Source organism: Rhizobium sp. ERR 1071, assembly GCF_007828675.1.
GTDB lineage: Bacteria > Pseudomonadota > Alphaproteobacteria > Rhizobiales > Rhizobiaceae > Rhizobium > Rhizobium dioscoreae.
Window position 1 is genome coordinate 758158 of record NZ_VITM01000001.1, and the last position, 26188, is coordinate 784345.

The 26188-nt window shown below is 59.1% G+C and carries 23 protein-coding genes; 9 read left to right on the forward strand and 14 right to left on the reverse strand.

The window, feature by feature from the left end; translation table 11 throughout:
- Nucleotides 1–17 precede the first annotated feature (17 nt).
- Together FBZ99_RS03770 and FBZ99_RS03775 are read right to left on the reverse strand one after the other, a co-directional pair.
- Nucleotides 18–3473, reverse strand: coding sequence for an ATP-binding protein (locus FBZ99_RS03770; protein WP_145631429.1), 3456 nt, complete (start codon nucleotides 3471–3473; stop codon nucleotides 18–20).
- Nucleotides 3473–4708, reverse strand: a complete 1236-nt coding sequence (locus tag FBZ99_RS03775) for a metallophosphoesterase family protein (protein ID WP_145631432.1) — start codon at nucleotides 4706–4708, stop codon at nucleotides 3473–3475. The genes FBZ99_RS03770 and FBZ99_RS03775 overlap by 1 nt, the downstream gene beginning before the upstream one ends.
- 219 nt (nucleotides 4709–4927) lie before the next feature.
- On the opposite strand from FBZ99_RS03775, the gene FBZ99_RS03780 reads away from it, so the two are divergent.
- Together FBZ99_RS03780 and FBZ99_RS03785 are read left to right on the forward strand one after the other, a co-directional pair.
- A complete protein-coding gene (locus FBZ99_RS03780) occupies nucleotides 4928–5914 on the forward strand; it encodes an aldo/keto reductase (RefSeq protein ID WP_113390755.1) in 987 nt (328 codons plus the stop codon).
- Between the two features lie 146 nt (nucleotides 5915–6060).
- On the forward strand, nucleotides 6061–6798 hold the full coding sequence (locus FBZ99_RS03785) for an SDR family oxidoreductase (protein WP_113351597.1): 738 nt from the start codon (nucleotides 6061–6063) through the stop codon (nucleotides 6796–6798).
- Between the two features lie 144 nt (nucleotides 6799–6942).
- On the opposite strand, the gene FBZ99_RS03790 is transcribed toward FBZ99_RS03785, so the two are convergent.
- Nucleotides 6943–7461 (reverse strand): winged helix-turn-helix transcriptional regulator, encoded by a 519-nt coding sequence (locus FBZ99_RS03790; protein WP_113390754.1) that lies wholly within the window; start codon nucleotides 7459–7461, stop codon nucleotides 6943–6945.
- Between the two features lie 89 nt (nucleotides 7462–7550).
- Between FBZ99_RS03790 and FBZ99_RS03795 the strand changes: the two genes are divergently transcribed.
- Entirely contained in the window at nucleotides 7551–8192 is a 642-nt protein-coding gene (locus tag FBZ99_RS03795; protein WP_145631435.1) for a dihydrofolate reductase family protein, read from the forward strand.
- A 217-nt stretch (nucleotides 8193–8409) separates the two neighbouring features.
- Here the strand turns inward: FBZ99_RS03795 and hupB are convergent, their stop codons facing one another.
- The 4 genes from hupB to clpP form a co-directional block, all read right to left on the reverse strand.
- Complete coding sequence (gene hupB, locus FBZ99_RS03800; RefSeq protein WP_015339480.1) at nucleotides 8410–8685, reverse strand: DNA-binding protein HupB; 276 nt, start codon at nucleotides 8683–8685, stop codon at nucleotides 8410–8412.
- A gap of 203 nt (nucleotides 8686–8888) precedes the next feature.
- The gene (gene lon / locus FBZ99_RS03805; RefSeq protein ID WP_113328997.1) at nucleotides 8889–11309 is read right to left on the reverse strand and encodes an endopeptidase La; all 2421 of its coding nucleotides are present in this window, start codon (nucleotides 11307–11309) and stop codon (nucleotides 8889–8891) included.
- A gap of 420 nt (nucleotides 11310–11729) precedes the next feature.
- Nucleotides 11730–13007, reverse strand: a complete 1278-nt coding sequence (clpX, locus tag FBZ99_RS03810; protein ID WP_047627083.1) for an ATP-dependent Clp protease ATP-binding subunit ClpX — start codon at nucleotides 13005–13007, stop codon at nucleotides 11730–11732.
- Between the two features lie 298 nt (nucleotides 13008–13305).
- Entirely contained in the window at nucleotides 13306–13938 is a 633-nt protein-coding gene (clpP, locus tag FBZ99_RS03815; RefSeq protein WP_015339477.1) for an ATP-dependent Clp endopeptidase proteolytic subunit ClpP, read from the reverse strand.
- A 403-nt stretch (nucleotides 13939–14341) separates the two neighbouring features.
- On the opposite strand from clpP, the gene FBZ99_RS03820 reads away from it, so the two are divergent.
- Nucleotides 14342–15595, forward strand: a complete 1254-nt coding sequence (locus FBZ99_RS03820; RefSeq protein ID WP_173002543.1) for a GGDEF domain-containing protein — start codon at nucleotides 14342–14344, stop codon at nucleotides 15593–15595.
- 139 nt (nucleotides 15596–15734) lie between these two features.
- Here the strand turns inward: FBZ99_RS03820 and pstB are convergent, their stop codons facing one another.
- The 5 genes from pstB to FBZ99_RS03845 form a co-directional block, all read right to left on the reverse strand.
- Complete coding sequence (pstB, locus tag FBZ99_RS03825; protein ID WP_145631438.1) at nucleotides 15735–16571, reverse strand: phosphate ABC transporter ATP-binding protein PstB; 837 nt, start codon at nucleotides 16569–16571, stop codon at nucleotides 15735–15737.
- A gap of 29 nt (nucleotides 16572–16600) precedes the next feature.
- On the reverse strand, nucleotides 16601–17452 hold the full coding sequence (gene pstA, locus FBZ99_RS03830; protein ID WP_113328999.1) for a phosphate ABC transporter permease PstA: 852 nt from the start codon (nucleotides 17450–17452) through the stop codon (nucleotides 16601–16603).
- Nucleotides 17453–17462: 10 nt separating this feature from the next.
- Nucleotides 17463–18434, reverse strand: a complete 972-nt coding sequence (gene pstC, locus FBZ99_RS03835; protein WP_113329000.1) for a phosphate ABC transporter permease subunit PstC — start codon at nucleotides 18432–18434, stop codon at nucleotides 17463–17465.
- Between the two features lie 76 nt (nucleotides 18435–18510).
- The gene (gene pstS / locus FBZ99_RS03840) at nucleotides 18511–19536 is read right to left on the reverse strand and encodes a phosphate ABC transporter substrate-binding protein PstS (protein WP_113329001.1); all 1026 of its coding nucleotides are present in this window, start codon (nucleotides 19534–19536) and stop codon (nucleotides 18511–18513) included.
- Between the two features lie 263 nt (nucleotides 19537–19799).
- Nucleotides 19800–20144: a cupin domain-containing protein gene (locus FBZ99_RS03845; RefSeq protein WP_113329002.1), complete on the reverse strand. Its 345-nt coding sequence runs from the start codon at nucleotides 20142–20144 to the stop codon at nucleotides 19800–19802.
- 208 nt (nucleotides 20145–20352) lie between these two features.
- On the opposite strand from FBZ99_RS03845, the gene FBZ99_RS03850 reads away from it, so the two are divergent.
- Nucleotides 20353–20901, forward strand: a complete 549-nt coding sequence (locus FBZ99_RS03850; protein ID WP_113329003.1) for a phosphatase PAP2 family protein — start codon at nucleotides 20353–20355, stop codon at nucleotides 20899–20901.
- 113 nt (nucleotides 20902–21014) lie between these two features.
- On the opposite strand, the gene FBZ99_RS03855 is transcribed toward FBZ99_RS03850, so the two are convergent.
- The gene (locus tag FBZ99_RS03855) at nucleotides 21015–22298 is read right to left on the reverse strand and encodes an O-acetylhomoserine aminocarboxypropyltransferase (RefSeq protein ID WP_113329004.1); all 1284 of its coding nucleotides are present in this window, start codon (nucleotides 22296–22298) and stop codon (nucleotides 21015–21017) included.
- Between the two features lie 167 nt (nucleotides 22299–22465).
- Complete coding sequence (locus FBZ99_RS03860) at nucleotides 22466–22894, reverse strand: CoA-binding protein (RefSeq protein ID WP_015339469.1); 429 nt, start codon at nucleotides 22892–22894, stop codon at nucleotides 22466–22468.
- Between the two features lie 113 nt (nucleotides 22895–23007).
- Between FBZ99_RS03860 and FBZ99_RS03865 the strand changes: the two genes are divergently transcribed.
- The 4 genes from FBZ99_RS03865 (at nucleotide 23008) to rpsI (ending at nucleotide 26172) form a co-directional block, all read left to right on the forward strand.
- Nucleotides 23008–23334 (forward strand): hypothetical protein, encoded by a 327-nt coding sequence (locus FBZ99_RS03865; protein ID WP_113329005.1) that lies wholly within the window; start codon nucleotides 23008–23010, stop codon nucleotides 23332–23334.
- Between the two features lie 825 nt (nucleotides 23335–24159).
- The gene (locus FBZ99_RS03870) at nucleotides 24160–24996 is read left to right on the forward strand and encodes an EamA family transporter (RefSeq protein ID WP_113329006.1); all 837 of its coding nucleotides are present in this window, start codon (nucleotides 24160–24162) and stop codon (nucleotides 24994–24996) included.
- 238 nt (nucleotides 24997–25234) lie between these two features.
- The gene (rplM, locus tag FBZ99_RS03875; RefSeq protein WP_004122374.1) at nucleotides 25235–25699 is read left to right on the forward strand and encodes a 50S ribosomal protein L13; all 465 of its coding nucleotides are present in this window, start codon (nucleotides 25235–25237) and stop codon (nucleotides 25697–25699) included.
- A gap of 2 nt (nucleotides 25700–25701) precedes the next feature.
- On the forward strand, nucleotides 25702–26172 hold the full coding sequence (rpsI, locus tag FBZ99_RS03880) for a 30S ribosomal protein S9 (protein WP_069616279.1): 471 nt from the start codon (nucleotides 25702–25704) through the stop codon (nucleotides 26170–26172).
- Nucleotides 26173–26188 lie beyond the last annotated feature (16 nt).

The following is a 26188-nucleotide window of genomic DNA, read 5'->3' on the forward strand; positions in this document are numbered from 1 at the left end:
CGCGATCTGCGAGCCGGTCAGAGCTGGATCAAGTCGAGATCCTTGCCGATTTCCCTTTTGGCAATGTCGACCACGCTTCTCTCATGGGTAAAGAGGATCGTCTGGAAACGATCGGACGTTGCGGCCAGCACCTGCAAACCGGCCCGAACGCGCTCGTCATCGAAGGTCTGGAAGATGTCGTCAACGATCAACGGCGCCGGCTCATTGCGAGCGGAATAATCCTCGAGAAACGCCAGCCGTAGCGCGAGATAAAGCTGGTCGCCCGTCCCTTCGCTCAAGCCGTCGAGCGGCACGCGTTCGCCGGCCGCTCGTTCCGCCAGCAACTGCAGCGCATCGCTTTCATCGTGGGCTTCGACGAGGCGGGAGAAGCGGCCACCCGTCAGCTGCGAGAACAGCTCACCGGCACGCCGGATGACCGGATCGGCCTGCTTCTCGCGATAAGCCTCCATCGAACCTGCGAGCATGCGGGCTGCAATCTTCAGCACGACCCATTGTCGCGCGAGATCCTTTGCATCCTGCTCGGCCGAGAGCTTCTCGAAAACCGCGTATTCGGCGCTAACGCCTGTTTCCAGCGCCTGCCGCTGGCGGCGGTTCTCCGCCAGCCGTGCAGAAAGTTCGCCATGCACGGCGAACTGCCGCTGATCTTCCTCCGTCAATCGCTCGATTTCGAGATCGGCCGCAACCCGTTCGAAGCCGGCAAGCTCGGCCCGAAGCTCGTCTTCGGCCTTGCCGTCGGCTTGCTGGCCGAAGCGATCACGGCTTTCGACGAGCCGGGCAGTCAAACGCGTGCGTTCGCGCAGTCGAGAGAGGAGTGCAGGCAGATCTTCGACCCCGCCGAGATCGGCGGTCAGTCCTTCCAGATCGGCGGCGATGGTGGCAAGCGCAGCCTCCTGGCGGACGACGAGCCCTTCCCCACGCTGCCGTTCCTCCTCCAGGGCGTCGCGCTTCTTCAGTTCGCCGCGCATGGCGTTGTCGCGGGTATGCAGTGCCTCGGCAGCGGCATCTGGCGGTAGATGATCCAGCTCATAGCCGCTATTGGCGCCAAGGGTCGCCAGCCGCCGCTCGAAATCCGCCATGTCGCGCCGCATGCCATTGACCCGGCGCAGGCGGTTTTCGCGCTCCGCCAGGACATCGGGCAGTTCCTGCCATGCCTTCAAGGCGGCATTTGCCATGTCCAGGGTCGTGTCGGATGGCAGACCGAGCAGTTCCACGGCTTTGGCGAATGCGCCGCGCCAATCGGCGTATTGTCGTTCCACGCTCTTTTGCTGGTCGTCGAACCGGGTCAGCCTTTCACGCGCCGCGCCGATCTCCCCTTCCCGCGTGCGGCTTTCGCTCCAGCGTTCGGACAGAAGGCGCAGATGCTTGCGCAGGCCTTCCGCAATCGCTGCCGGCGGAAGGCGGCCGCTCCTGTAGCCGCTTGCCTCGACGATATCCTGCAGCGCGGGCAAGACGCGGTTTTCCGCCAACGCATTCTCATCCCGTTGATCGATTAGATCCCGCAACGCTTTGCGCTCACGTCGCAGCAGCTCCACTCCGCGGCGCCATTCCAGCATCGTCGATGGATCGAGGGCATCGACACCGCAAGGCTCAAAAAGGGCTGCGAAGGCTTCCTGTGCATCCTTCAGCGCCTTCTCGAAGCCCTTGAGCCGACCGGAAGCCTCCTCCCGCTCCTGCAGCAGACGCGCCTGCCGCAAACGATAGTCGGCGTGGCGCGCGACCCGATCCGCATCGCTCAGGGCGGCATCGGCCAGACGGTCCGCCTCGGCCACGCTGACAATCAGTGCCGCAAGGATCTTCGCTTCCGGAGCCGCGCCGTCTTTCCACTTTTCCTGGATGGAGGCCCATTGCGCATCGCGGCTCTTGCGTGCAGCGGCGATCTGCTCGCGCGTGACAACTAGCCCGGTGCGCTCGGCATCCACGAGGATTCGCTCTATCTCAGCCAGCTGCTCATCATAGGTCTGCAGCTTGCCGGTAGCGTCGCGCACCTTTGATCGCGCCGCGTCGATCGCATCGCGATGTCCTATAATCTCCGTCATTTCCGGAAGCGGTACCGAGAAGAGCAGTTCAATGTCACCGACCGGTGGCTGCAGCCGTCCGGCCGCCTCGTGGAGATCGGCATCGGTGCGACGTATCTGGGTTTCCAGCCCATCAAGGCGAGCCAAGGCGGAAAGATCGCTGCCCAAAGCCTCAAGCTGGTCAATATAAGGTCTCGGATCGATCAGCCGCCCGTTAAGGCTGTCCTTCTGGAGCGTGGCCAACTGCCTGCGCTCGCTGTCGGATTGTTCGGCAAGCGACTGCATCTGCCGCGCAAGCTGCGTGCCCTGCTCCACCAATTCGGACAGGCGCGCGCGATCGATATCGCTCGGCTGCTGCCGTTCCAGCTCGGCTTCGGCAAGACCGAGGCGACGGGCAAGCTGCGAGAGCGTCGTATCGTAGCCGGCAAGTTCCTGATCGACGCGCGGCAGGTCGTGACGCTGGGCGCGGTAGTTGCCGGTATCGGCAAAGAGCTGGGTGATATCGCCCGACATCTGCAGTAACGCTTCATCCACCTGGATGCGCGAGAGATCCTCTTCCGCGCGCAGAACGGCTTGCCGCGCGCGTCGCAGTTCCGCTTCGCTCGCCTCTTTATCCCGCAGTCTCTGTTCTAGCTTATCGGCAAAGCCGTCCGGTATGGCGGCAAGATCGGAAAGGCCATCGAGCGCAAGAGTTTCCGCATCGATTTCTGACAGCAGAGGCTGCAGGGTCTTCAGCCGCTGGAGCCGATCCAGCGCCTCACGCGTGCTGCGGCGCTCCGCCTGCAGGCGCTCCAGCTCCGTTTCCAGCTCGGCCGCTTCGGCAAGCAGCTTCTTCCAGTCGCCGGATTTCAGCTCGTTGTCCTTCTCGGCCTTGCGGGCATCCTCATAGCGGTCGAGAGCCTGGTAGAAGCCACGATCCTTCGAGCGCCTGGCCGCATAGATGCTGTCCGCCTCCGCTTCCAGCGACTGGCGCAGACGTGACAGGCCCGTCAGACCGGACGCCGCCGAAAATAGCAGACTGCCGATCTCGCCGCCGCTGCGCAGCATCGCAGTCGCGCCCTGCCGCAGTCGCTGCGAATCGAGCCCGAAGGCGCGCTCGAAGACATCGCGGCTCAAATTGCCAAGGAAGGGCGAAAGCGCATCTTCGGCGAGCGCCGTCTCCTTATCGTCGGGTGCGAGAAGCGTCCCCTTGCGGCCACGGCGGCGGCGGAAGCTCAGCTTTGCACCATCACGCGCGCTGATATCGGCGCCGATCCTCAAGGTATTTGGTTCATGCAGGAAGCTTTGCTCGGCAGCAGTCGGGAAACCGAAGAGAAGATCGGAGATCGCGCTCAAAGCCGAGGATTTGCCCGCCTCGTTCGGACCATAGATCACATGCAGCTGTGCATCGGGGCGAAAATCGATCGCTCGATCGGTCAGCGCGCCATAGCGGAGAATATCGAGGCGGGTGAAGCGCATCAGCCTGCCCCCTGCCCGCGCGCCAGCAGCAATTGCCCCGCCTCTTCTATGAGGGTGTCCATGCTGTCGTCCAGCGGCTGTTCCGTCGCGCCGAGGCCGCCCGGCAGCCGCACCGCAATCTCATCGATCAACCGGGCCGCCTCTGCTGCAATATCCGTGTCGCCGGCATGGTCTGCCAGTAACTGGCGCAGATCGAGCGCGCCGTCCGCCTCCGCCGATCTTTCCGGCGGCGGCTCAAGACGCAGCTCGAGCTTTTCCAGCCAGATATCCTCATGTACGCGGTGACAGGCAGCTTCCACTTCGTCACGCCATTGCTGGCGATTGGCAGCTATCGCACCCTGCAGCGGCGTTACGCCGGAAAGCCGCACACGCAGCGCGGTCATGCGACCCGCCATCTCATCGGCTACTGGCTGCACCGCCTGCTCCACATGACGCAGGATCGCCGCCTGATCGTCCTCCAATCCAACCACGACATCAATTTGCGCAAAGCGCGCCTCATCGACGATCAGCCGCTCGTGATCGATCCGCCCGTCTTCGACGGTCACCAGCACCGCGCCTTTGGCACCGCGTTCACGGATATTGCGGCCCTGCAGATTGCCGGGAAAAATAACGAGCGGGTCCTGCGCCACCACTTCAAAATCGTGCACATGGCCGAGCGCCCAGTAGTCATAGCCGCGCGAACGCAGGTCATCCACGGAACACGGCGCGTAGGGTGCGTGCGGCTCGCGCCCGGTCAGCGAGGTATGGAGAATGCCAATATTGAACCAGCCGGAAACGGGCGCGGGATAGGTGATCGCCAGATTGTCGTTAGCCGAGCGTTCGGCGAAGCCCTGGCCGTGCAGCGCTACCTTCAGCGCCTCCAGCCTGACACTGCCCGGTTTGCTAGTCGGAAACTCATGAACGTTCGGCGGCAATGTGATGGTCTTGGTGATGACGCTTGCCGCATCGTGATTGCCGCGCAGCAGGTAGACCGGAATGCCCGCCCGCTCCAGCCGCGCCATCTCGCGATTGAAGAACAGGCCGATCTTATTGTCCTTCCAATCACCGTCATAGACATCGCCGGCGATGACGAAGAAATCGACGCGCTTTTCGATCGCCAGGCCCACCAGCGTCGAGAATGCCTTGCGGCTCGCTTCGACGAAGACAGCAGCGACGGCGGCATCCTTCAGGGCCAGGCCCTGGAACGGGCTGCCAAGATGGAGATCGGCGGCATGGATGAAGCTGAAAGAGGACATGGGCTCCGATAGCGGTCAGAAATCCGGCCTTTCCTTTTAAGGAAATAGAGGCGCAATGAATACCGCGCCGGCCACTTCATCCAACGGTTTCGTAAGCCGGCTCGCCCTGCCGTGTTCAGTCACGCGATTGCGATCCTCGTTCGCCAATGTGCGCTTGTGGCCCTGTCGGGCGGCTGCTACTGCGCTATCATCTTACGAATAAAAGAGAGGAGACTTTTTATGAGACATCATGCCTTCGGACGGACGCCCTTTATCGTAACCGATGTCGGCTTCGGCGCCTGGCAGATTGGCGGCGCGTGGGGCGATGTCAGCGAGGCCGACGGCCGCGCAGCGCTCAACGCCGCCCTCGATGCCGGCATGACCTTCATCGATACCGCCGACGTTTATGGCGATGGCCGCTCGGAAAAAATCATTGCCGATGTGCTAAAGGCACGCGGCGGCGAGCGCCCGATGGTGGCGACGAAGGCCGGCCGACGGCTGAGCCCGCATGTGGCCGACGGCTATACCAAGGCCAATCTCGAAGGCTTCATCGATCGCAGCCTCAAGAATCTCGGCGTTGAGAGCCTTGATCTCGTGCAGCTTCATTGCCCGCCGACCGAAGTTCTCTATCGTCCGGAAGTTTTTGCCGGGCTCGACGAATTGCAGAAGGCGGGCAAGATCAAAGGATACGGCGTCAGCGTCGAGAAGGTCGAGGAAGCGCTGAAGGCGATCGAATATCCGGGCGTGCTCAGCATCCAGATCATCTACAACATCTTCCGCCAGCGTCCCGACCATCTGTTCTTCAAGGAGGCCAAGCGCAAGAACGTCGCCGTCATCGCCCGCGTGCCGCTCGCCTCCGGCCTACTGTCCGGCAAGATCACCCGCGACACGCAATTTGCCAGCGACGACCACCGCAATTTCAACCGTCATGGCGAGGCCTTCGATGTCGGCGAAACCTTTGCCGGCGTGCCGTTCGAAGTCGGTCTGCAGGCCGTGGAAGAGGTGCGCAGGCTGGTTCCAGCCGGTACCAGCATGGCAGCCTTCGCGCTGCGCTGGATCCTGATGAACGATGCCGTCACCGTCGTCATTCCGGGTGCGCGCAATGCCGAGCAGGCCAAGGCCAATGCAGCCGCGGCCGATCTCGCTCCGCTCTCCGCCGATGTCATGGCGGCGACGCGCGAAATCTACGAGCGCCTGATCGCGCCGCATGTTCATCATCGCTGGTAACATCCATATCTGAAATGGATGGCCGGAACGTGCTTTCGGCCACCATGGACATATTGTTCCATAGATGCAGAGACAGCATCAATGTGCTGCTGCCCAAGCTTGACACCATTGAGGAAAAGGGCCGGACAGGCCCAAGGAGGAATGCCATGAAAGTAGCGCTGGTAACGGGCGCCTCTCGCGGTCTGGGTGCGGTGATCGCCTTGGAGCTTGCCGAGGCTGGCTGGGCCGTCGCCGTCAACTATGCGAGCGACACTCAGGGGGCCGAGAAGATCGTCGATACCATTCGGCAGCGTGGTGGACAGGCTTATGCCGCAAAATTCAGCGTGATCGACAAGGACCAGCTTGCAGACGGTTTGGAAAAGATCAGGGCAGCGCTCGGGCCGGTCGATCTCATCGTCAACAACGCGACCGGCCCTCAGCCGGATATGCCGCTCATGGAGCAATCCTGGCGGACTTACCTCGATCAGCTCGAATTCTTCGTCAAGGCGCCGCTGGAACTGCTGCAAGCCGTGCTGCCGGACTGGCGCGCCCGCAAGTCCGGCCGCATCATCAACATCGGTTCCGAGATCGCTGAGCTCGGCAATCCGAATTTCGGCAATTATGCTGCCGCCAAGGGCGCTATGCTCTCGATGACGCGCTCCTGGGCGAGAGAGCTCGCGCCGGAAGGCATTACCGTCAATCTCATCGCGCCTGGCTGGATTCCGGTCGAGCGCCATGCCGATGCTTCCCAGCAGGCAAAGGAAGGCTATCTCGCGCAGACGCCCATGGCCCATTTCGGCAAGCCGGAAGACATCGCCGACGCCGTCGTCTTTCTCGCCTCGAGCAAGGCGGATTTCATCACGGGGCAGAAACTTGCCGTCAACGGCGGCCGGACGCTGCTCTGACGCCGCCAAGCAGAGAAACGGATTCGATAACAGACGACTTGAACCGAAATAGCGGCGATTGCCGCTATTTTGCACCTTTTCTGGACGGTTCCTGCGCAAAGTCGCCGAAGCGGAGCATTCCGCCGTTAGCGGCGCAAAATGATCTCACTCTTTGCGCTCCATTTTTGCGCGGACCTCGAGAAAGGCGTTTGTAAGACCTATCAAGACAGGCGATGTGACGCTCCCATTTGCTCCGCCGATCGGGTCCGCAATGTGAATATTTCTAAGATCGTTCATGAAGTCATCCCAAAGGGCGGGTCCGCCTTTCTCAAGAAGTTCGGCACGGATGCTCAGGTCTTCACTGACGGGCAGATGCCGCCTACCCCAGGCGCCGATCATGGCGATCATCGGCACGAGCTGAATCGCCGGTTCCGTCAGACTGTAAATCGCCTTCTGACTGTGGCTGGGATCGTCCAGCTTGGTGATCAAGCCGAGTGAAACAAGACGCTTCAGACGCGCGGCGAGTATGTTGGAGGCAATCCCCTCCTCGGACCGATTGAGCAGTTCGCGAAAATGCCGCCGATTGCCGAACATGATGTCCCGAATGACGACCAGACTCCAGCGATCCCCCAACACCTCCATTGTCAGGTTGATCGGGCATCCCGACCGCCGCTCGATATCCATATTCGCTTCCTTCGGTGAATCGATTGCAATGTAAGACGAGCCATGCTACCACACAACCAGTTGCAAATTGCAATTGGATGGAGGACAGAATGTCGAAAGTTCGTGTCGCAGGATTCTCGCTCTCGATTGATGGCTTTGGGGCTGGACTGGAGCAAAGCCTGAATGACCCCTTGGGCAAGCGCGGGCCGGAATTGTTCGAGTGGTTTTTCCTGACCCAGACATTCCAGGCGATGTTCGGCAAAGAGGGTGAAACCGAAGGTGCCGATGCGAAATATGCAGCATTGGCGAATACCGGTTTTGGCGCCTTCATCCTCGGCCGCAATATGTTCGGCCCCATTCGCGACAAATGGCCCGATGAAAACTGGAAAGGCTGGTGGGGCGACAATCCGCCCTATCACGCGCCGACCTACATCCTGACGCATTATCCCCGCAAGCCGATCGTCATGGAAGGCGGTACGACCTTTTATTTTGTCACGGGCGGGATCGAGGACGCGCTCATGCAGGCCAAGGCCGCGGCCGGAGGCAAGGATATCAAGATCGGCGGCGGTGTCAGCACGGTGCGGCAATATCTCCAGGCGGGCTTGGTCGACGAGATACACTATGCCGTTTCACCGGTTGTGCTCGGGAGGGGAGAGGCAATGTTTGCCGGCATCGACCTGCCTTCGCTTGGCTTTCAGGTTGCCGCCCATGAGGCGACGGCGAAAGCCACGCACATCGTCCTGAAGAAATGACGGCCATCATATCGTTGGTCATCCACGCACACTGGAGCCATCCGCTTTGACGGCGTTGCGAATGTTCGCATCTCCTGTCGATCACTCGCCCGGCCCGGCATTGAACGTTCAGCGCGTAATGCTGTAATGCTGCATGAGACCATAAAAAGGGCCCGCTTTTGCGGGCCCCAATCTTGTCCACCCGCAAGGCTAAAGCCTCGCAGCGGGTGAAAACGAATTAGCTGTTGACCGAGTCCTTCAGGCCCTTGCCGGGCGTGAACTTCGGTACGTTACGGGCAGGAATATCGACCTCGGCGCCGGTGGACGGGTTACGGCCCTTGGTGGCTGCACGGTGAGAAACGGTGAAGCTGCCGAAACCAGCAAGGCGAATGTCGCCGCCCTTCTTCAGTTCGGCCTGGACAGTATCGAAAACAGCGTCGACAGCGGAAGCAGCGTCAGCCTTCGTGATACCGGCCTTCTCGGCCACTGCGGACACGAGCTCATTCTTGTTCATGTTTCCACCCCTTTCTCTGGTATGAAACGACTTATCAGTAAGCGGGGCGCAAAATAGCAATGCTCTTACCCGCCGCAACCCCAAAAGCCCTGCAAATCAAGGAAAAGCAAGCGTTGCCATGCGCTTTTCACAAAAAAAGACCGGCAAAAATGCCGGTCTTTTCGTCCATTTACGTCAATTCGACAGAATTGAGGCGAAGGGACTCAATGAGCGATGGCAGAACCCACTTCGTCGACGCCTTCGACCGTTGCGATCACAGGCGTTTCCACGGTGCCATCCCACTCGATCGGTTCGGGACGACGAACAAGCGCGTGCTTGATCACCTCGCCCATGCGCGACACGGGGATGATTTCCATGCTGTTCTTCACGTTGTCCGGAATCTCCGCCAGATCCTTGGCGTTTTCTTCCGGAATCAGCACCTTCTTGATGCCGCCGCGCAGTGCCGCGAGCAGCTTTTCCTTCAGGCCGCCGATCGGCAGCACACGGCCGCGCAACGTGATTTCACCCGTCATGGCGACGTCCTTCGAGACCGGAATGCCGGTCATGATCGAGACGATCGCGGTTGCCATGGCGACACCGGCCGACGGACCATCCTTCGGCGTCGCACCTTCCGGTAGGTGCACGTGGATGTCGCTCTTGTCGAAGCGCGGCGGCTCGATTCCGAAATCGACAGCGCGCGAGCGGACGTAAGAGGCCGCCGCCGAGATCGATTCCTTCATGACTTCCTTCAGGTTGCCAGTGACCGTCATGCGGCCCTTGCCCGGCATCATCACGCCTTCGATCGTCAGCAGCTCGCCGCCGACTTCAGTCCAGGCGAGACCCGTGACAACACCGACCTGATCGTCGCGCTCGGCTTCGCCATGGCGGAAGCGCGGCACGCCGAGATAGTCCGGGACATTCTCAGCAGTGACGGCAACCGACTTCACCTTGCCCTTGATGATCTCGGTGACCGCCTTGCGGGCGAGCTTCATCAATTCGCGCTCGAAGTTACGCACGCCGGCTTCGCGGGTGTACTGCTGGATGATGACCATCAGGGCGCCGTCGGTGACCGAAAACTCGTTCGGCTGCAACGCATGTTCCTTGATGGCCTTCGGCAGCAGGTGCCGCTTGGCGATCTCGCGCTTTTCGTCTTCGGTGTAGCCGGCGATACGGATGATCTCCATGCGGTCCATCAGGGGCGCAGGGATATTCAAGGTATTCGCTGTCGTGATGAACATCACGTCCGACAGGTCGTATTCGACTTCCAGGTAGTGATCCATGAAGGTCGAATTCTGCGCCGGGTCGAGCACCTCAAGCAGTGCCGAAGACGGATCGCCGCGATAGTCCTGGCCGAGCTTGTCGATCTCATCGAGCAAGAAGAGCGGGTTGGACTTCTTCGCCTTCTTCATCGACTGGATGACCTTGCCGGGCATCGAGCCGATATAGGTGCGGCGGTGACCGCGGATCTCGGCTTCGTCACGAACGCCGCCAAGCGCCATGCGGACATACTCACGGCCGGTCGCCTTGGCGATCGACTGGGCGAGCGAGGTCTTGCCGACACCCGGAGGGCCGACGAGGCACAGGATCGGGCCTTTGATCTTCGTCGCGCGGGCCTGGACGGCCAGATATTCGACGATGCGCTCCTTGACCTTTTCCAGGCCGAAGTGATCCGCTTCGAGGATCTTTTCGGCGTTGTTCAGGTCAGCCTTGATTTTCGACTTCTTGTGCCAGGGGATACCCAGCAGCCAGTCGAGATAGTTGCGCACCACCGTCGCTTCAGCCGACATCGGGCTCATCTGCCGCAGCTTCTTCAGCTCGGCATCGGCCTTTTCCTTGGCTTCCTTCGACAGCTTGGTCTTGGAGATGCGCTCTTCCAGTTCGGCCATCTCGTCGCGGCCTTCCTCGCCGTCGCCGAGCTCCTTCTGGATCGCCTTCATCTGCTCGTTCAGATAGTATTCGCGCTGCGTCTTCTCCATCTGGCGCTTGACGCGCGAGCGGATGCGCTTCTCGACCTGCAGAACCGAAATCTCGCCTTCCATGAAGCCGAGCGCCTTTTCCAGGCGAGCCTTCACGCTGGTGGTTTCCAGCATTTCCTGCTTTTCGGTGATCTTGATCGAAAGATGCGATGCGACGGTGTCGGCCAGCTTCGAATAATCGTCGATCTGGCTGGCGGCGCCGACCACTTCCGGCGAAATCTTCTTGTTGAGCTTCACATAGCTCTCGAATTCGGAGACGACGGAGCGGCTCAAAGCTTCGAGCTCAACCTGGTCTTCTTCCGGCTCATGCAGGACATGGCCAAGGGCTTCGTAGAAGTCTTCACGGCCGGTATATTCGTCGATCTCAGCACGCGCACGGCCTTCCACCAGCACCTTGACGGTGCCGTCGGGCAGTTTCAGCAGCTGCAGAACATTTGCAACGGTACCGACCTTGTGGATGGCATCCGGCGCGGGATCATCATCGCTGGCATTGATCTGGGTGACGAGCATGATCTGCTTGTCCGAACCCATGACCTCTTCCAGCGCGCGAATGGATTTCTCCCGTCCGACGAACAGAGGCACGATCATGTGGGGGAAGACCACGATGTCGCGCAACGGCAATACCGGATAGGCAATGCTGTCGTGTGTCGCAGACGTTTTCTTACTCATGTCATTTCCTTTCCGTCGTCCCGTTTCCGGGCTCTCTGCCGGCTGGGGGGAGTTAGCCGGCTCTCTCACTTGGTAAACAAGTGGAGCTTCACACTGCCTATTTCAAGTCACAGGAAACGCCCGCCACGAGGCAACGATCCCGCATGTCTGCAAGAAGGAACGCAACAACAAAACACCAAAGCCCGACAACTCGAACACTGCCGGCGACGCTAAGATCCGAAGAAAAAACGCCGGGCCTGCGCCCCATCCGCCTCATGCTCCAGAATCATGCCATCATGGCCGCAGCAGGGGCTCTTCACAACCGGTTTCGACGGCATTCCCATAAGCTTATCCAAGACTTTATCAGCAAACCGTGCGATTTTTCAAACAGAAAGGGGCCCGTCGATGACGAGCCCCCGATTCGTGATCACGGATGACGGATCAGGCCGTTGCGTTGGCCTTTTCCTCCTGCCGGTCGGCATAGATGTAGAGCGGACGGGCGGAGCCACGAACCACTTCCTCGGAAATGACCACTTCGCGCACGCCTTCCAGGGCGGGCAGCTCGAACATGGTGTCGAGGAGGATCTTCTCCATGATGGAGCGCAGACCGCGGGCGCCCGTCTTGCGAACGATCGCCTTACGGGCGATTTCGCGCAGAGCATCCTCGTGGAAGGTCAGTTCGACGTCTTCCATCTCGAACAGGCGCTGATACTGCTTCACCAGCGCGTTCTTCGGCTCGGACAGGATCTGGATCAGCGCGTCTTCGTCGAGGTCTTCCAGCGTCGCCAGAACGGGCAGACGGCCGATGAATTCCGGGATGAGGCCGAACTTCACCAGATCTTCCGGCTCCAGCTCGCGCAGCACTTCACCGACGCGGCGGTCATCCGGCGCCTTGACGGTCGCGCCGAAGCCGATCGAGGTCTTCTCGCCGCGGGCAGAGATGATCTTGTCGAGGCCGGCAAACGCGCCGCCGCAGATGAAGAGGATGTTGGTCGTGTCCACCTGCAGGAATTCCTGTTGGGGATGCTTGCGGCCGCCTTGCGGGGGAACCGAAGCCACCGTGCCTTCCATGATCTTCAGAAGCGCCTGCTGCACGCCCTCGCCCGAGACGTCGCGCGTGATCGACGGATTGTCCGACTTGCGGGAAATCTTGTCGACTTCGTCGATGTAGACGATACCGCGCTGTGCGCGCTCGACGTTGTAGTCGGCGGCCTGCAGCAGCTTGAGGATGATGTTTTCGACATCTTCGCCGACATAGCCAGCTTCCGTCAGCGTCGTCGCATCGGCCATGGTGAAGGGAACGTCGATGATGCGGGCGAGCGTCTGGGCAAGATAGGTCTTGCCGCAGCCGGTCGGGCCGACGAGCATGATGTTCGACTTCGCCAGCTCAACGTCACCGTTCTTCGATGCGTGAGCGAGCCGCTTGTAATGGTTGTGAACAGCCACGGAGAGGATCTTCTTCGCCTGCCGCTGGCCGATGACGTATTCGTCAAGAACCTTAATGATGTCCTGCGGGGTCGGAACACCGTCACGAGACTTCACCATCGAGGATTTGTTTTCCTCGCGGATGATGTCCATGCATAGCTCGACGCACTCGTCGCAGATGAATACGGTCGGTCCGGCAATCAACTTCCGGACTTCATGCTGGCTCTTACCGCAGAACGAACAATAAAGTGTGTTCTTTGAGTCGCCGCCGTTGCTGCCGCTGACTTTGCTCATATCACTTTCCTTCCAGCACGCCGCAAATTTCCAAATTGAAATCGCGGTCCACTCTATGCGCCCGCCGGACCTGCCCCTCGTTTGCAGATCGCGGCGCCCTTCAGGGTACTGAACGCAGGCCAGGCAACCAAACCGGAACTGCGTGGCAACGAATCCCCCTTCGAATGCCGAATGCTATGTCACAAAAACGCTACATAGCATTAATGCGTACTATTACCGCGTTCCGCTCCACATTAAACCCCTATTCGATCACAAATGGGATAGAACTGTGGCGTAGAAGTCACCGCCTAGTGGATAATCACGAGGCGGTTTCACCTTCTATTTCAGTACGCGACGTCAGCACCTTGTCGATCAGACCCCATTCCTTGGCCTCATCCGAAGACATGAAATGGTCACGATCGAGCGTCTGCTCGACCTCTTCATAGGTCCGGCCGCAATGCTTGACGTAAACTTCATTGAGACGGCGCTTCATCTTGATGATGTCGCGCGCGTGGCGCTCGATGTCCGAAGCCTGGCCCTGGAAGCCGCCCGAGGGCTGGTGAACCATGATACGGGAATTCGGCGTTGCGAAACGCATGTCCTTGTCGCCGGCGGCCAGAAGCAGCGATCCCATCGAGGCAGCCTGGCCGATGCAGAGCGTCGAAACGGCCGGCTTAATGAACTGCATCGTATCGTAGATTGCCATGCCGGCGGTCACGACGCCGCCCGGTGAATTGATATAGAGCGCAATTTCCTTTTTCGGATTTTCGGCCTCAAGGAAGAGAAGCTGTGCGCACACCAGCGTCGCCATATGGTCCTCGACCGGTCCGGTCAGGAAAATGATGCGTTCCTTCAGCAGGCGGGAATAAATATCGTAAGACCGTTCCCCGCGGTTGGTCTGCTCGACAACCATCGGCACCAGAGCCATAGCTGTATCGACTGGATTTCTCATGTGCGTCCTTTATCAAACTTGTCCCGGCGACGGAAACGCCGGGAATCGGAGTAAAAATCCTTTACTCCTACATAGAGTGTCCCTGCCCTGCACTTCAAGACGCCCGAAAGCATAACGTCAAAAAGCACTCATGCCCCACGAAGCGTTCACAAAGCATTTCTAACCACGGCTCCTCGAATTCCAAGGTGCCGTAGCGACGGACCATCCGCTACCCACTACAATTCGCGGTCGCAAGGTGAAGGAAGCATGAAGGTCTGTGCCCATCGGGCGGAGATCTCCACCACAGGCAAAATTTACCAACTCATTTAAGGAACTTGCCATCTTATTGGGCAAGGATGAGCCGATCGCGGAAATCGTCGTGCCGCTCGCGCCGACGGCCCCCAAAAAGCGGAGACGTCCGATCGTGCTGAATATGACCACAGGCCTGACCATCTGGTGCTCGGAAGCCATAACCCTGGCGACCGTTCTCCTTCTTGCCTGGAGGCATGATCGCAAATCCCCAGCCTATTTGATCTGGGCACTCGGCTTCACGGTCAGCGCTGTGGGATTCGCCTTGGTGGCTGCCCGAGGCCTCATTCCCGACATTTGGTCGATCCAGATCGGCAATGCCGTGGCCCTGCTCGGCGAGAGCGCGTGGATCGTCGGATTTCGCGTCATGGACAAGCGCAAGCTGGAATGGTCGGCATTCCTGCCGCCAGCCATCTGGATCGTCGGCGTCAGCCTTCCCTGGGTCACCGGCAATTTCGCTAATCGCGTCGTCGTCTATGACCTAGCCGGCGCAGTCGGCGCGACCTTGCTTGCCTTCGCTGTGCATCCCGGAGACGGCCGACGGGAGCCGGCACGCGGACAACTCGGCATCGTCTTCGTGGCGCTCGCCTGCTTCTGTTTCGGTTCGGCTCTCTGGATGGTGCTTGCTGCCCCTTCGCTGGACGAGGCCATGATCTATCGTGGCTACATGGCGCTTGGCTACGGGCTGCTCATCATCATCGCCATCGTTCTCAATGGCAAGCTTCTCATGGAACGCGCCGAGCGCCGTTGGCGGGCAATATCCATCACCGATACTTTGACGGGAGTTCTGAACCGGCGCGGGCTTCAGGAAAGCTACGAGATTCTCGTCGGCAAGGGGCAGCAACAACCGCAAAAGCTTGCCGCCCTGTTATTCGATCTCGACCATTTCAAGAAGATCAACGACCGCCATGGCCACCAGGCAGGCGATGCGGTTCTGGTCGAGTTTGCCCGCATCGCGCGTCAGTTCGTGCCTCGCACTGGCGCATTCGGCAGAATGGGCGGAGAGGAATTCGTCGCCTTCGTTCCGATAGACGAGCAATCGCAGGCCGAAGCGCTGGCGGAAACCATCCGCGCCGATTTCTGCCGCGTGCCGCTGCTTGCTGGTCGCTCGCTGGTGCCGGCAACCGTCAGCATCGGCGTCTCGATCATGCCCCACGATACCGTCAGCTGGGATCGATTGGTCTCTTTCGCAGACCGTGCGCTTTACGCCGCCAAACGCGCAGGCCGCAACTGCACTATCGTCTTCAATGAAATGGAGACTGCGAGGGAGCCCGACGCGGCGACCGCAGCGGATGAAGGCGAGCTTGTGCCGACGCTCGACGACCAGATCCACGCCTTGCGGCGCATGGGCACGCTCGCGAGGATGTGATCGGCTCATTCGGCACACCCATCCTATAAGCTTTCTCTTGACCAAATGGTGCGAGTGCCGAACAAGGCCGCCATTCTCAAACGAAAAGACGCGCCTGAAAGGCGCGCCTTCGCAAATTGTGCGGCAATGTCCAGCCGTATCAGCCGTAACGACCGGTGATATAGTCTTCCGTGCGCTTGACCTTCGGCGCCTGGAAGATCTGTTCGGTCGCGCCGTATTCGATCAGCTCGCCCAGATACATGAAGGCGGTGCTGTCGGAGATACGGCTTGCCTGCTGCATATTGTGCGTGACGATGACGATGGTGAAATCGCCCTTCAACTGCGACACCAGTTCCTCGACCTTGGCGGTCGAGATCGGGTCAAGAGCCGAGGTGGGCTCGTCGAGCAGGAGGACTTCGGGACGAATGGCGATGGCGCGGGCGATACAGAGGCGCTGCTGCTGGCCGCCGGAAAGGCCAAGTCCGCTCTGATGCAGCTTGTCCTTGACTTCGCTCCACAGCGCCGTTTCCGTCAGCGCCGCCTCGACGCGGGCGTCCATTTCCGCCTTGGAGATCTTCTCATAGAGGCGGATGCCGAAAGCGACGTTCTCGTAGATGGACATCGGGAACGGCGTCGGCTTCTGGAACACCATGCCGACCTTGGCGCGCAGATCGTTGAGATCGACGTCCTTGGTGAGGATATTGCGGCCATCCAGCAGAATTTCGCCAGTCACGGTCTGACCGGGGTAAAGATCATACATGCGGTTGAAGGTGCGCAGCAGCGTGGACTTGCCGCAACCCGAAGGGCCGATGAAGGCGGTGACCGCGTTCTTGCGGATATTCATATTCACACTCTTCAGAACGCGATGGCCGTTCTGATAGGTGAAATCGAGGTTCTTCACCTCGAGCTTCGCGAGCGCACCGAGATCCGACTGGGAAGCGGCGTCCTTCCCCTGTTGTGCGTTGACGCTCTGAAATTTGCTGTCGCTCATGTTCATGGTCTCATTCCTATCGTTCGACGGCTGCGTCATTGACGGCGCCCACTCAAGACACGGGCAAGGATGTTCAGGGCAAGGATGGCGACGGTGATGATCAGCGCACCGGCCCAGGCCAGTTGTTTGAGATCCTCGCCAGCATCGGCGGCAAGCGTGTTGATGGCAACCGGCAGCGTGGCGATCGGACCGGTCAGGCCCGTATTCATGAATTTGCTATAGCCGGCAGTGAAGAGAAGCGGTGCGGTTTCGCCGCTGATGCGGGCGATGGCCAGCAGAATGCCGGTGAGAATACCGGTCCAGGCGGAACGGTAGATCACCATCATCATGGACTTCCAGCGCGGCGCACCGAGCGCGGCAGTCGCCTCGCGAAGCGCATTCGGCACCAGTAACAGCATGTCCTGCGTCGTCCGGTTGACAACCGGAAGGGCGATCAGCGCCAGCGCTAGGATGCCCGCGATGGCAGAATTACCGTGCATGGGCACGACCACGGCGCCGTAGACGAACACGCCGACGATGATCGAGGGTGCGGACAGCAGAATGTCGTTGATGAATTTGGCGACCTCGGCAAGCTTGGTGCCGTTGGCATATTCCACCAGGTAGGTGCCGGCTAGAATGCCGATCGGCGCTGCGATCAGAATGGCACAGCCGGTGACCAGCACCGTGCCGTAGATTGCGTTTATCAGACCGCCGCGCGAGCCCTGAGCCGGGATCGACATGGTGAACACGTCGAGGCTGAGCGCCGATACACCGCGATAAACCAGGCTGACAAGGATCACGCTGAGAAAGAATATGCCGAGAATGGCCGCGAGGAAGGACAGGGCCATCATCACCTTGTTCTTCGTATAACGCCTCGACACGAGATTCTGACGAACTGCATTTTCCATGGTTTTTTCCTCAGAGCGAGTCGCCGCGGCCGATCATCCATCTCGCCACTGCAAGCACGCAGAAGGAAAGGACGAACAGGAGCAGGCCGAGCGCGATCAGGCTCGACAATTGCAGACCGTCGGCATCGCCGAAGTTGTTCGCGATCTGGGCGGAAATGGTCGTGGACGGCGAAATGATCGACGATTGCAGACGGCTTACCGAGCCGACGACGAAGGTGACGGCCATGGTTTCGCCAAGCGCGCGGCCAAGGCCAAGCATGATGCCTCCGACGAGGCCACGGCGTGTATAAGGGATCAGGATGTGGCGGGCCACTTCCCATGTCGTCATGCCCATGCCGTAGGCGGATTCGCGCAGCATCGGCGGCACGGTGCTGAACACGTCGCGGGAGATTGCGGTGATGAACGGCAGGATCATGACGGCGAGCACGAGGCTTGCCGTCAGCAGGCCGACGCCCGGGGCCGGCGGCTGGAACAGCAGACCGATCACCGGCACCTGGCCGACCGTAGAGATAAGGAATGGCAATATATAGTTCTGCATGAGCGGCACGAGAATGAACAGGCCGACGATGCCGTAGATAATGGAGGGAACGCCTGCCAGAAGCTCGATGGCCGTACTGATTGGACGGCGCAGGCTGCCGGGGCAAAGTTCCGTCAGGAATATGGCGATGCCGATGCCGAGGGGAACAGCAATCAGCATGGCGATGAACGAACTTACAAGCGTACCGACCACGGCAGGCACGGCGCCATAAATATCAGCCGGCGCGCTCCACTTGGTGCCCCAGAGGAACGACAAGCCAAAGGTCTGAAATGTGGGCAAGGCATCGATGACAAGAACCACGAGGATTGCCAGCAGCAGAAGCACGACAAGAACAGCCGAGCCAAGCGTCATCAAATAGAAAATCCGATCCTGGATTCGGAATTTTCTGGTCGCGGCGGAGGTATTCACAGCCTGGAAGCCCGCCATTTGAGTCGCGTTAGCCATCGATTTCCCCTTGTCCTGTCACGAAAGGCGGACAGGGAAATACCCTGCCCGCCGCAACTTTCTCGCCTAGCACAAATTACTTCGTGCCGAAGTCCGTCTTCCAAGACTTCTCAACGATCTCGACAACATTGTCCGGGACCGCGAGATAAGACAGGGCGGTCGCGTCCTTCTGGCCATGCTCATAGGACCACTTGAAGAACTTCAGTGCCTCTTCGTTCTTAGCAGCATCGGCCGGCTTCTTATAGAGCAGAACCCAGGTCGAGGCAGCAATCGGCCAGCTCTTTTCGCCCGGCTGATTGGTGATGATCAGGTTGAAGTTCTTGGCCTTGGCCCAGTCGGCGTTGGAAGCGGCAGCCTTGAAGGTTTCCAGGCTCGGCTCGATAACCTTGCCGGCAGCATTCTTCATCTTCGCGAAACCGATGTGGTTGGCGACGACGTAGGAATATTCAACGTAGGAGATCGAACCAGCCGTCTGGTTGACGGTCGTGGAAACGCCTTCCGAACCCTTGGCGCCGAAACCGACCGGCCATTCAACAGCCGTGTTCGAGCCAACCTTTTCCTTCCACTCCGGCGAAACCTTCGACAGGTAGTCGGTGAAGTTGAAGGTCGTGCCCGAGCTGTCGGCGCGGTAAACGACCGAGATCGGCGTGGACGGCAGCTTTACATCGGGGTTGAGAGCCTTGATGGCTGCATCGTCCCACTTGGCGATCTTGCCAAGGAAGATGTCAGCCAGCGTCTTGCCGTCGAGAACGAGTTCGCCCGGCTTTACGCCTTCGACATTATAGGAAACGACGATGCCGCCGGAGATCATCGGGAACTGGGCAATGCCGTTCTTCTCGAGGTCGGCGTCGCTCATGGGCTTGTCCGAAGCGCCGAATACGATGGTCTTGTCGAGAAGCTGCTTGATGCCGGCGCCCGAACCAACCGACTGATAGTTGACGACATTGTTCGTCGCAGCCTTGTAGCCTTCAGCCCACTTGGACAGAACCGGTGCGATGAAGCTCGAGCCGGCGCCCGTGATGTCGGCAGCGGAGGCCGAAGCGGACATAGCCGCGATGAGGCCTGCAGTCAGGCAAAGCGAACGGAGTTTCAGGTTAAGCATAGTAGACTCACTTCCTCAAGTGAATGAAAGGATGGCGAGCAGAAGATCGGCGCGAGGTCCCCATGGTAAACGAACCTCCCCGCCTGAAATCTCCCGGCGACAGACTTGGCTCTAAAGACGCATTGTTTCAGTTTGATGACAGTTTAATGAAGCGGCAGTGACACAACCTGCGGCAATCATCACGGCCATCGCGGAACGGCAGGAAATGAAGCGCGCCAAAGGGCGCATGAACGCGAACTTCATGTTCTAATTCAAGAGCATCGTCAAAGACGGATCACATAATCCTTGCGAGTCGTTTCAATCACTTCCCAGGTCCCCTTGAAGCCCGGCTTCAAGATAAGGCGGTCGCCCGCACGCAGATGAAAGGCCTCGCCATCGTCTGACGTTACAACGGAGTAGCCGGAGAGGATATGGAAGTATTCCCACTCGTCATAGACGACCTTCCATTTGCCAGGCGTCGCCTCCCATATGCCGACGTAAAGGCCGCCATCGGCCTCTTCAACATTCCATGTGCGAAAGATTGGGGCTCCCGAAACGAGGCGATCAGCTGCGGGCGCGCCCGTTTCCGGTTCGATGTCGCTGATGTCCACTGCCAGATAGGTCGTCACAAATGTCTCCTGTCGATTGCCTTATGTGGCTCTCCGCGAACCCAATAAAACGCGAACCCGAAAAGCATATCATCCTGACCTGCCGCCCCATGCCAAGCTCCCACCTTTCAGGGAAACGTCAGAAAACAATGCCCTAGTGCGCTTCGTTAATTTGGCTCGACCATCTCAATCGGGCCGAAATCGCAATCGCAGTTCAGAAGGGGCCAGCATGTATGGACTAGATGTCGTTATAACAGAGTGGATCAATGGCATAGCCGGAAACCCGACAGTCGACAGCCTGATGATCCTAATCACGGCTTACGGCGTTCCCTTGTTGATCGTTCTCGTCGCTGTCCAATGGTGGGTCGGAGAACGTCGATCGGAAACCCGACACGCACTCGTTGCCGCGGGCCTGACCTTCGTCATCGGTCTCGGCATCAACCAAGTCATCCTGTTTTTTGTCAGTCGCGTTCGCCCGTATGATGTCGGAGTCACCAAGCTACTTATAAATCGCAGCAATGACCCGTCCTTTCCCTCCGACCACGCGACGGCCGCGTTCGCGATCGTTGCCGCATTTGCGCTTCAACGCATGCCAGAGCGAAGCTTCTTCTTCCTACTCGGCGCGATCCTTGTCTCCTTCTCGCGAGTCTACGTCGGCACGCATTATGTCGGTGACGTCATGGGCGGGGTGCTTACCGCCGTTTTCGCGGCGATCCTGGTCAAGACGCTCTATCGTCCAGAAACCCGGCTGGATCGCTTCGTAACCGGCATCCTATAGGGTCAGATTTGAAGAGGCCATATATGCGAGCGCCCCGTTTTTCAGGTTTTTTCGCCGGTCGACTCAATATAACCCAATAAAAAACTGTTGCCAAAGCTATGTGAGGAACCTCATCAGACTTTCGCGAGCGCCTGTTCCAGGTCGGCGATGATGTCCTTGACGTCCTCGATGCCGATCGACAAACGCACGACATCCGGGCCGGCACCGGCGGCAACCTTCTGCTCGTCAGTCAACTGTTTGTGGGTCGTCGAGGCGGGATGGATGACGAGCGAACGCGTATCGCCGATATTGGCAAGATGCGAAAAGAGCTCCAGACCTTCGACCAGCCCCTTGCCCGCTTCATAACCACCCTTCAGTCCGAAGGTGAAGACCGAGCCCGCGCCTTTCGGTGAGTAACGCTGCTGGAGGGCATGGTTCGGATCGTCTTCCAGGCCGGAATAGTTCACCCATGCCACCTTTTCCTGCGCTTTCAGCCAACGCGCAACGGCAGCCGCATTGTCGGAATGGCGCTGCATGCGCAATGGCAGCGTCTCAATGCCGGTCAGGATCAGAAAGGCATTGAATGGCGAGATGGCTGGCCCGAGATCGCGCAGGCCTAGCACCCGGCAAGCAATGGCGAAAGCGAAGTTGCCGAAAGTCGAATGCAGAACGACGCCGTTATATTCCGGGCGCGGTGAAGACAGCATGGGATAATTGCCCGAGGCGGACCAGTCGAAAGTGCCGCCGTCGACGATGATGCCGCCCATGGAATTGCCGTGGCCACCGAGGAATTTTGTCAGCGAGTGCACGACGATATCGGCGCCATGCTCCAGCGGCCGGATGAGATAGGGGCTTGCAAGGGTGTTGTCGACGATCAGCGGCAGGCCATGCTTGTGCGCGATGGCCGCGATCGCGGCGATATCGACGAAGGTGCCGCCGGGATTGGCAAGACTTTCGATGAAGACGGCGCGGGTGCGGCCATCGATCTGCGCCTCGAAGGTCGCAGGATCGGCGGAATCGGCCCAGCGGACTCGCCAGTCGAAATTCTTGAAGGATTGCCCGAACTGATTGACCGAGCCACCATAGAGCCGCTTGGCCGCAACAAAATTGTCGCCCGGCTGCATGATGGCATGGAAAACGAGCAGCTGTGCCGCATGACCGGAGGCCACCGCGAGAGCCGCGGTTCCGCCTTCAAGAGCCGCCACCCGCTCTTCCAACACCGCCTGCGTCGGGTTCATGATGCGCGTGTAGATATTGCCGAACTGCTGCAATCCAAACAGTGCAGCGGCATGATCGGCGTCCTGAAAGACGAAGGAGGTCGTCTGGTAGATCGGCGTCGCGCGCGCGCCTGTCGCCGGGTCTGGCTGCGCGCCGGCGTGGATCGCAAGCGTGTCGAAACCTGGGTTGTTGGTTGGCATATTTTTCCTCCCGCCGGATCTTGTTCGTAACGGGAAAAGCATAACGCCTGGCATATGAAAGTTAACCGCGAACTTTGCCGTGCTTCTCGGCTCGCGGAAAAAACTTGCCATCTTTCAGTGAGATCGCGCGATAAACGGCAGAATGCAGCCGTCATGCATGATCTCGGTCAAGCGACCAGACGCGGATACTCGATAGCCGGGCAGCGGTCCATGACGACCCTTACCCCCGCAGCTTCCGCTCTCGCCGCAGCCGCATCGTCACGCACGCCGAGTTGGCCCCAGATGACCGGGGGCCGCGGCTCGATCATGATCGTCTCCTCCACGACCGATCGGAGATATTCCGGCGCCCGAAAAACATCGACCATATCCACAGGCTCGGGAATGTCGGCCAGGCGTGCATAGACCCATTGCCCCAGAATTTCCTTGCCGGCCTGTCCGGGATTGATGGGGATGACGCGATATCCCCTGTTCAGGAGATAGGCCATCACACCGTTGCTCGGGCGCGCGGGATTGGGCGAAGCGCCGACGAGCGCGATGGTCCTTACGGACAAGAGGATATCGGCTATATAGGAATCGTCATAACTATCGTGGTTCATCACGAAGCCTCCCACCTCGATCACACTTGCGTTTTGTCACAAATATGGAAACCGCAATGGCGGTCTCCGCGTATATATATTGTATTATAACAACTTCAGGGAGGATTACTCAGATGAAAAATTTCATCCTGCTGGGCCTGCTCGTCACTTCGGCCGCGACGCCGGCATTGGCGATTTCGCGATATAATTCCATGTCCATGACCTGCGCCGAGGCCAGGGCGGTCATCAATCGGGAGCGTGCAGTCATCATGCGTTATCCGGCCAGAAGAACACCGAACATGACGCTCTATGATCGCTATGTTGCGGACAGCGGCGCATGCGATATGGGCTTTTACGCCTATCAGGATTATCTCCCCACGAAGGATCGCGCTTCCTGTCCGGTCTATATATGCAGGCCGACGACCGACCTCGATGACGATGATTTGATTTTCCGACGCTGATCGCAATAGACTACGGCTGGATATGACGGACGGCTCACGAGTTCGATACGACCATTGATTGTCCCAGGCACGGTGCATCTTGGGCCCTATGGCCGCGCGCGGGCATTTATACGCCTGTGTTCAAGCCCCTCTCCAAAGCGCTTTCATAAATTTTCCTGAAGCCGCGGGGTTGCGTTCTCAGGAAATGCAATCTTTGTTCGCTTTTTATTCGCATATAAATTAGAAACTTCGAATAGACAGTCAATTCCAACGAGAACCGAATGCGAACGCGGAACATATGCTATTTGATTATTTTCCCACAGAATAATTTTCGAGTTCGCGCAATGATATTGCCCTGCCAATTTTTGGTTCGACGATTCTATACTTATCTCTTATTATGATTTTCATCAGCAGTATCGCGCGCTCTACCTGTAATATTTTTCACCTCTTGTAGAATTATCCACTCTATTCATGAGGGGAAGAGAGATTGCGCGCGGCGTTTTCGCGTCGATTTTCCCACGCCCGACAACACGCGGCGTTGCAGGCGACACAGCCCTCTGTCGTTTTTAAGTAAGAAGTGTCTAATGCTACTCTCGCGTTCACAGGACATGCGATATTTGTTCGCGCTTCATACTCCAATAAATTAGTTACTTATAATGCTGAAAAGAGCGATCTGGAACATAACAAAAACACCATTCTCAGCGCCCGACATGACCGGAGCAAATGGCAAGCCGTCAGAATGACCGATATTTCGTTGCTTTTCGATGTATTGCGGATCATATGGGGACCGCACTCCCACAAAATACCAAGCATTGCCATTACGCCTGCCAATTTCCGAGGTTTTCCGTGTCTCTCGACGTTATCGCGCTCGTTCTTTTCGGCGCCCTGCTGCACGCGACCTGGAATGCGATCATCAAGGCCGGAACCGACAAATCGCTCGATGCGGCGCTGGTTTCGGCCGGCGGCGCGGTCGCGGCATTGCCCCTTCTGCCGTTCCTTCCCCTGCCCGCCTCAGCGGCCTGGCCGTTCATCGGTGCCTCGGCCATCCTTCAATTCGCCTATTTCCAGCTGGTGGCAGCCGCTTATCGCGCCGGGGATATCGGGCTCGTCTATCCGCTGATGCGCGGTGTCGCACCGCTCATCATTGTTTCGACAAGCAGCTTCATCCTGAAGGAAACGCTTTCGGGCGGCGCATTGATCGGCACCATGACCATTTGTGCCGGCATATTGACGCTTGCCTTCGAGGCCCGAAAGGGCAGCCGCCGGGCGATCGTTCTCGCCCTCGCCAATGCCGTTGTCATCGCGACCTATACCTATGTCGATGGCATCGGCGCGCGGATATCGGGCAATTCGGTATCCTATACTCTGTGGATGGCACTCCTTCCCCCCATTCTCCTTTTCGCCTGGGCGATATCGCAACGCGGCATCAATGCCGTCGCCGCCCACGTCCGTTACAACTGGTGGCGCGGGCTTATCGGCGGCGGCGGCTCGATCGCTTCCTACGGGCTGGCCTTGTGGGCGATGACCAAGGCGCCGGTCGCCATGGTCGCCGCCTTGCGCGAGACTTCGATCCTCTTCGCTTTGGTGATATCCGTCGTCGTTTTGAAGGAGCGGTCCAGCATCTGGCGCTATATTGCCGGCGCCATTATTGCTGGCGGAGTGCTGGTTTTGCGGCTTGGCTGACGATAAATTATGTGGTCTTATTTTACCACATAAACAATATATTGATTTTACTTTATAATTTTTGCGGCCTGTCAATCAGGCGATATTGACCCTGGCCCTTAATCGATCTATAAGCCGCCGCAGATTGCAGCCTCTCCCGGCTGCTTTCTTTTTTGGCACGCATTCATACGCGCCAAACCAAGCAACAAGAAACGCCCAGACGCCTTCGGGCCAAGGGTCCTAAAAGAGAGTATGCAACATGGCAACCTTCTCCCAGAAGCCTGCAGAGGTGGAGAAGAAGTGGGTTCTCATCGACGCCGAAGGGCTTGTCGTTGGCCGTCTCGCTTCTATCATCGCAATGCGTCTGCGCGGCAAGCATAAGGCTACCTTCACGCCGCACGTCGACGACGGCGACAACGTCATCGTCATCAATGCCGACAAGGTCGTTTTCACCGGCAAGAAGTACGAAGACAAGGTTTACTACTGGCACACCGGTTATGCCGGCGGCATCAAGGAGCGTACGGCTCGCCAGATCATCGAAGGTCGCTTCCCGGAGCGCGTCGTTGAGAAGGCCGTCGAGCGCATGGTTCCCCGCGGCCCGCTCGGCCGTCGCCAGATGAAGAACCTGCGCGTCTACGCCGGCTCCAACCATCCCCACGAAGCCCAGCAGCCGGTCGTCCTCGACGTCGCCAAGCTGAACAAGAAGAACGTAAGGAGCGCCTGATAATGGCTGACCTTTCCTCCCTGAAGGACCTCGGCACGACGTCTGAAGCAGCTGCTGCTCCGGTTCACGTCCGCAAGGTTGACTCGCTCGGCCGCTCCTACGCGACCGGCAAGCGCAAGGACGCCGTCGCCCGCGTGTGGGTCAAGGCCGGCTCCGGCAAGATCATCGTCAACGGCAAGGACTACACGGCTTACTTCGCCCGTCCGGTTCTGCAGATGATCCTCCGTCAGCCGATCGTCGCTGCTGCCCGTGACGGCCAGTTCGACATCGTAGCAACCGTAGCCGGCGGCGGCCTCTCCGGCCAGGCCGGTGCCGTTCGTCACGGCCTGTCCAAGGCGATCACCTACTTCGAGCCGGGCCTGCGCTCGGTCCTGAAGAAGGGTGGCTTCCTGACCCGCGACAGCCGCGTCGTCGAACGCAAGAAGTACGGCCGCGCAAAGGCACGTCGTTCGTTCCAGTTCTCCAAGCGTTAATCGCTTACCCGAGATC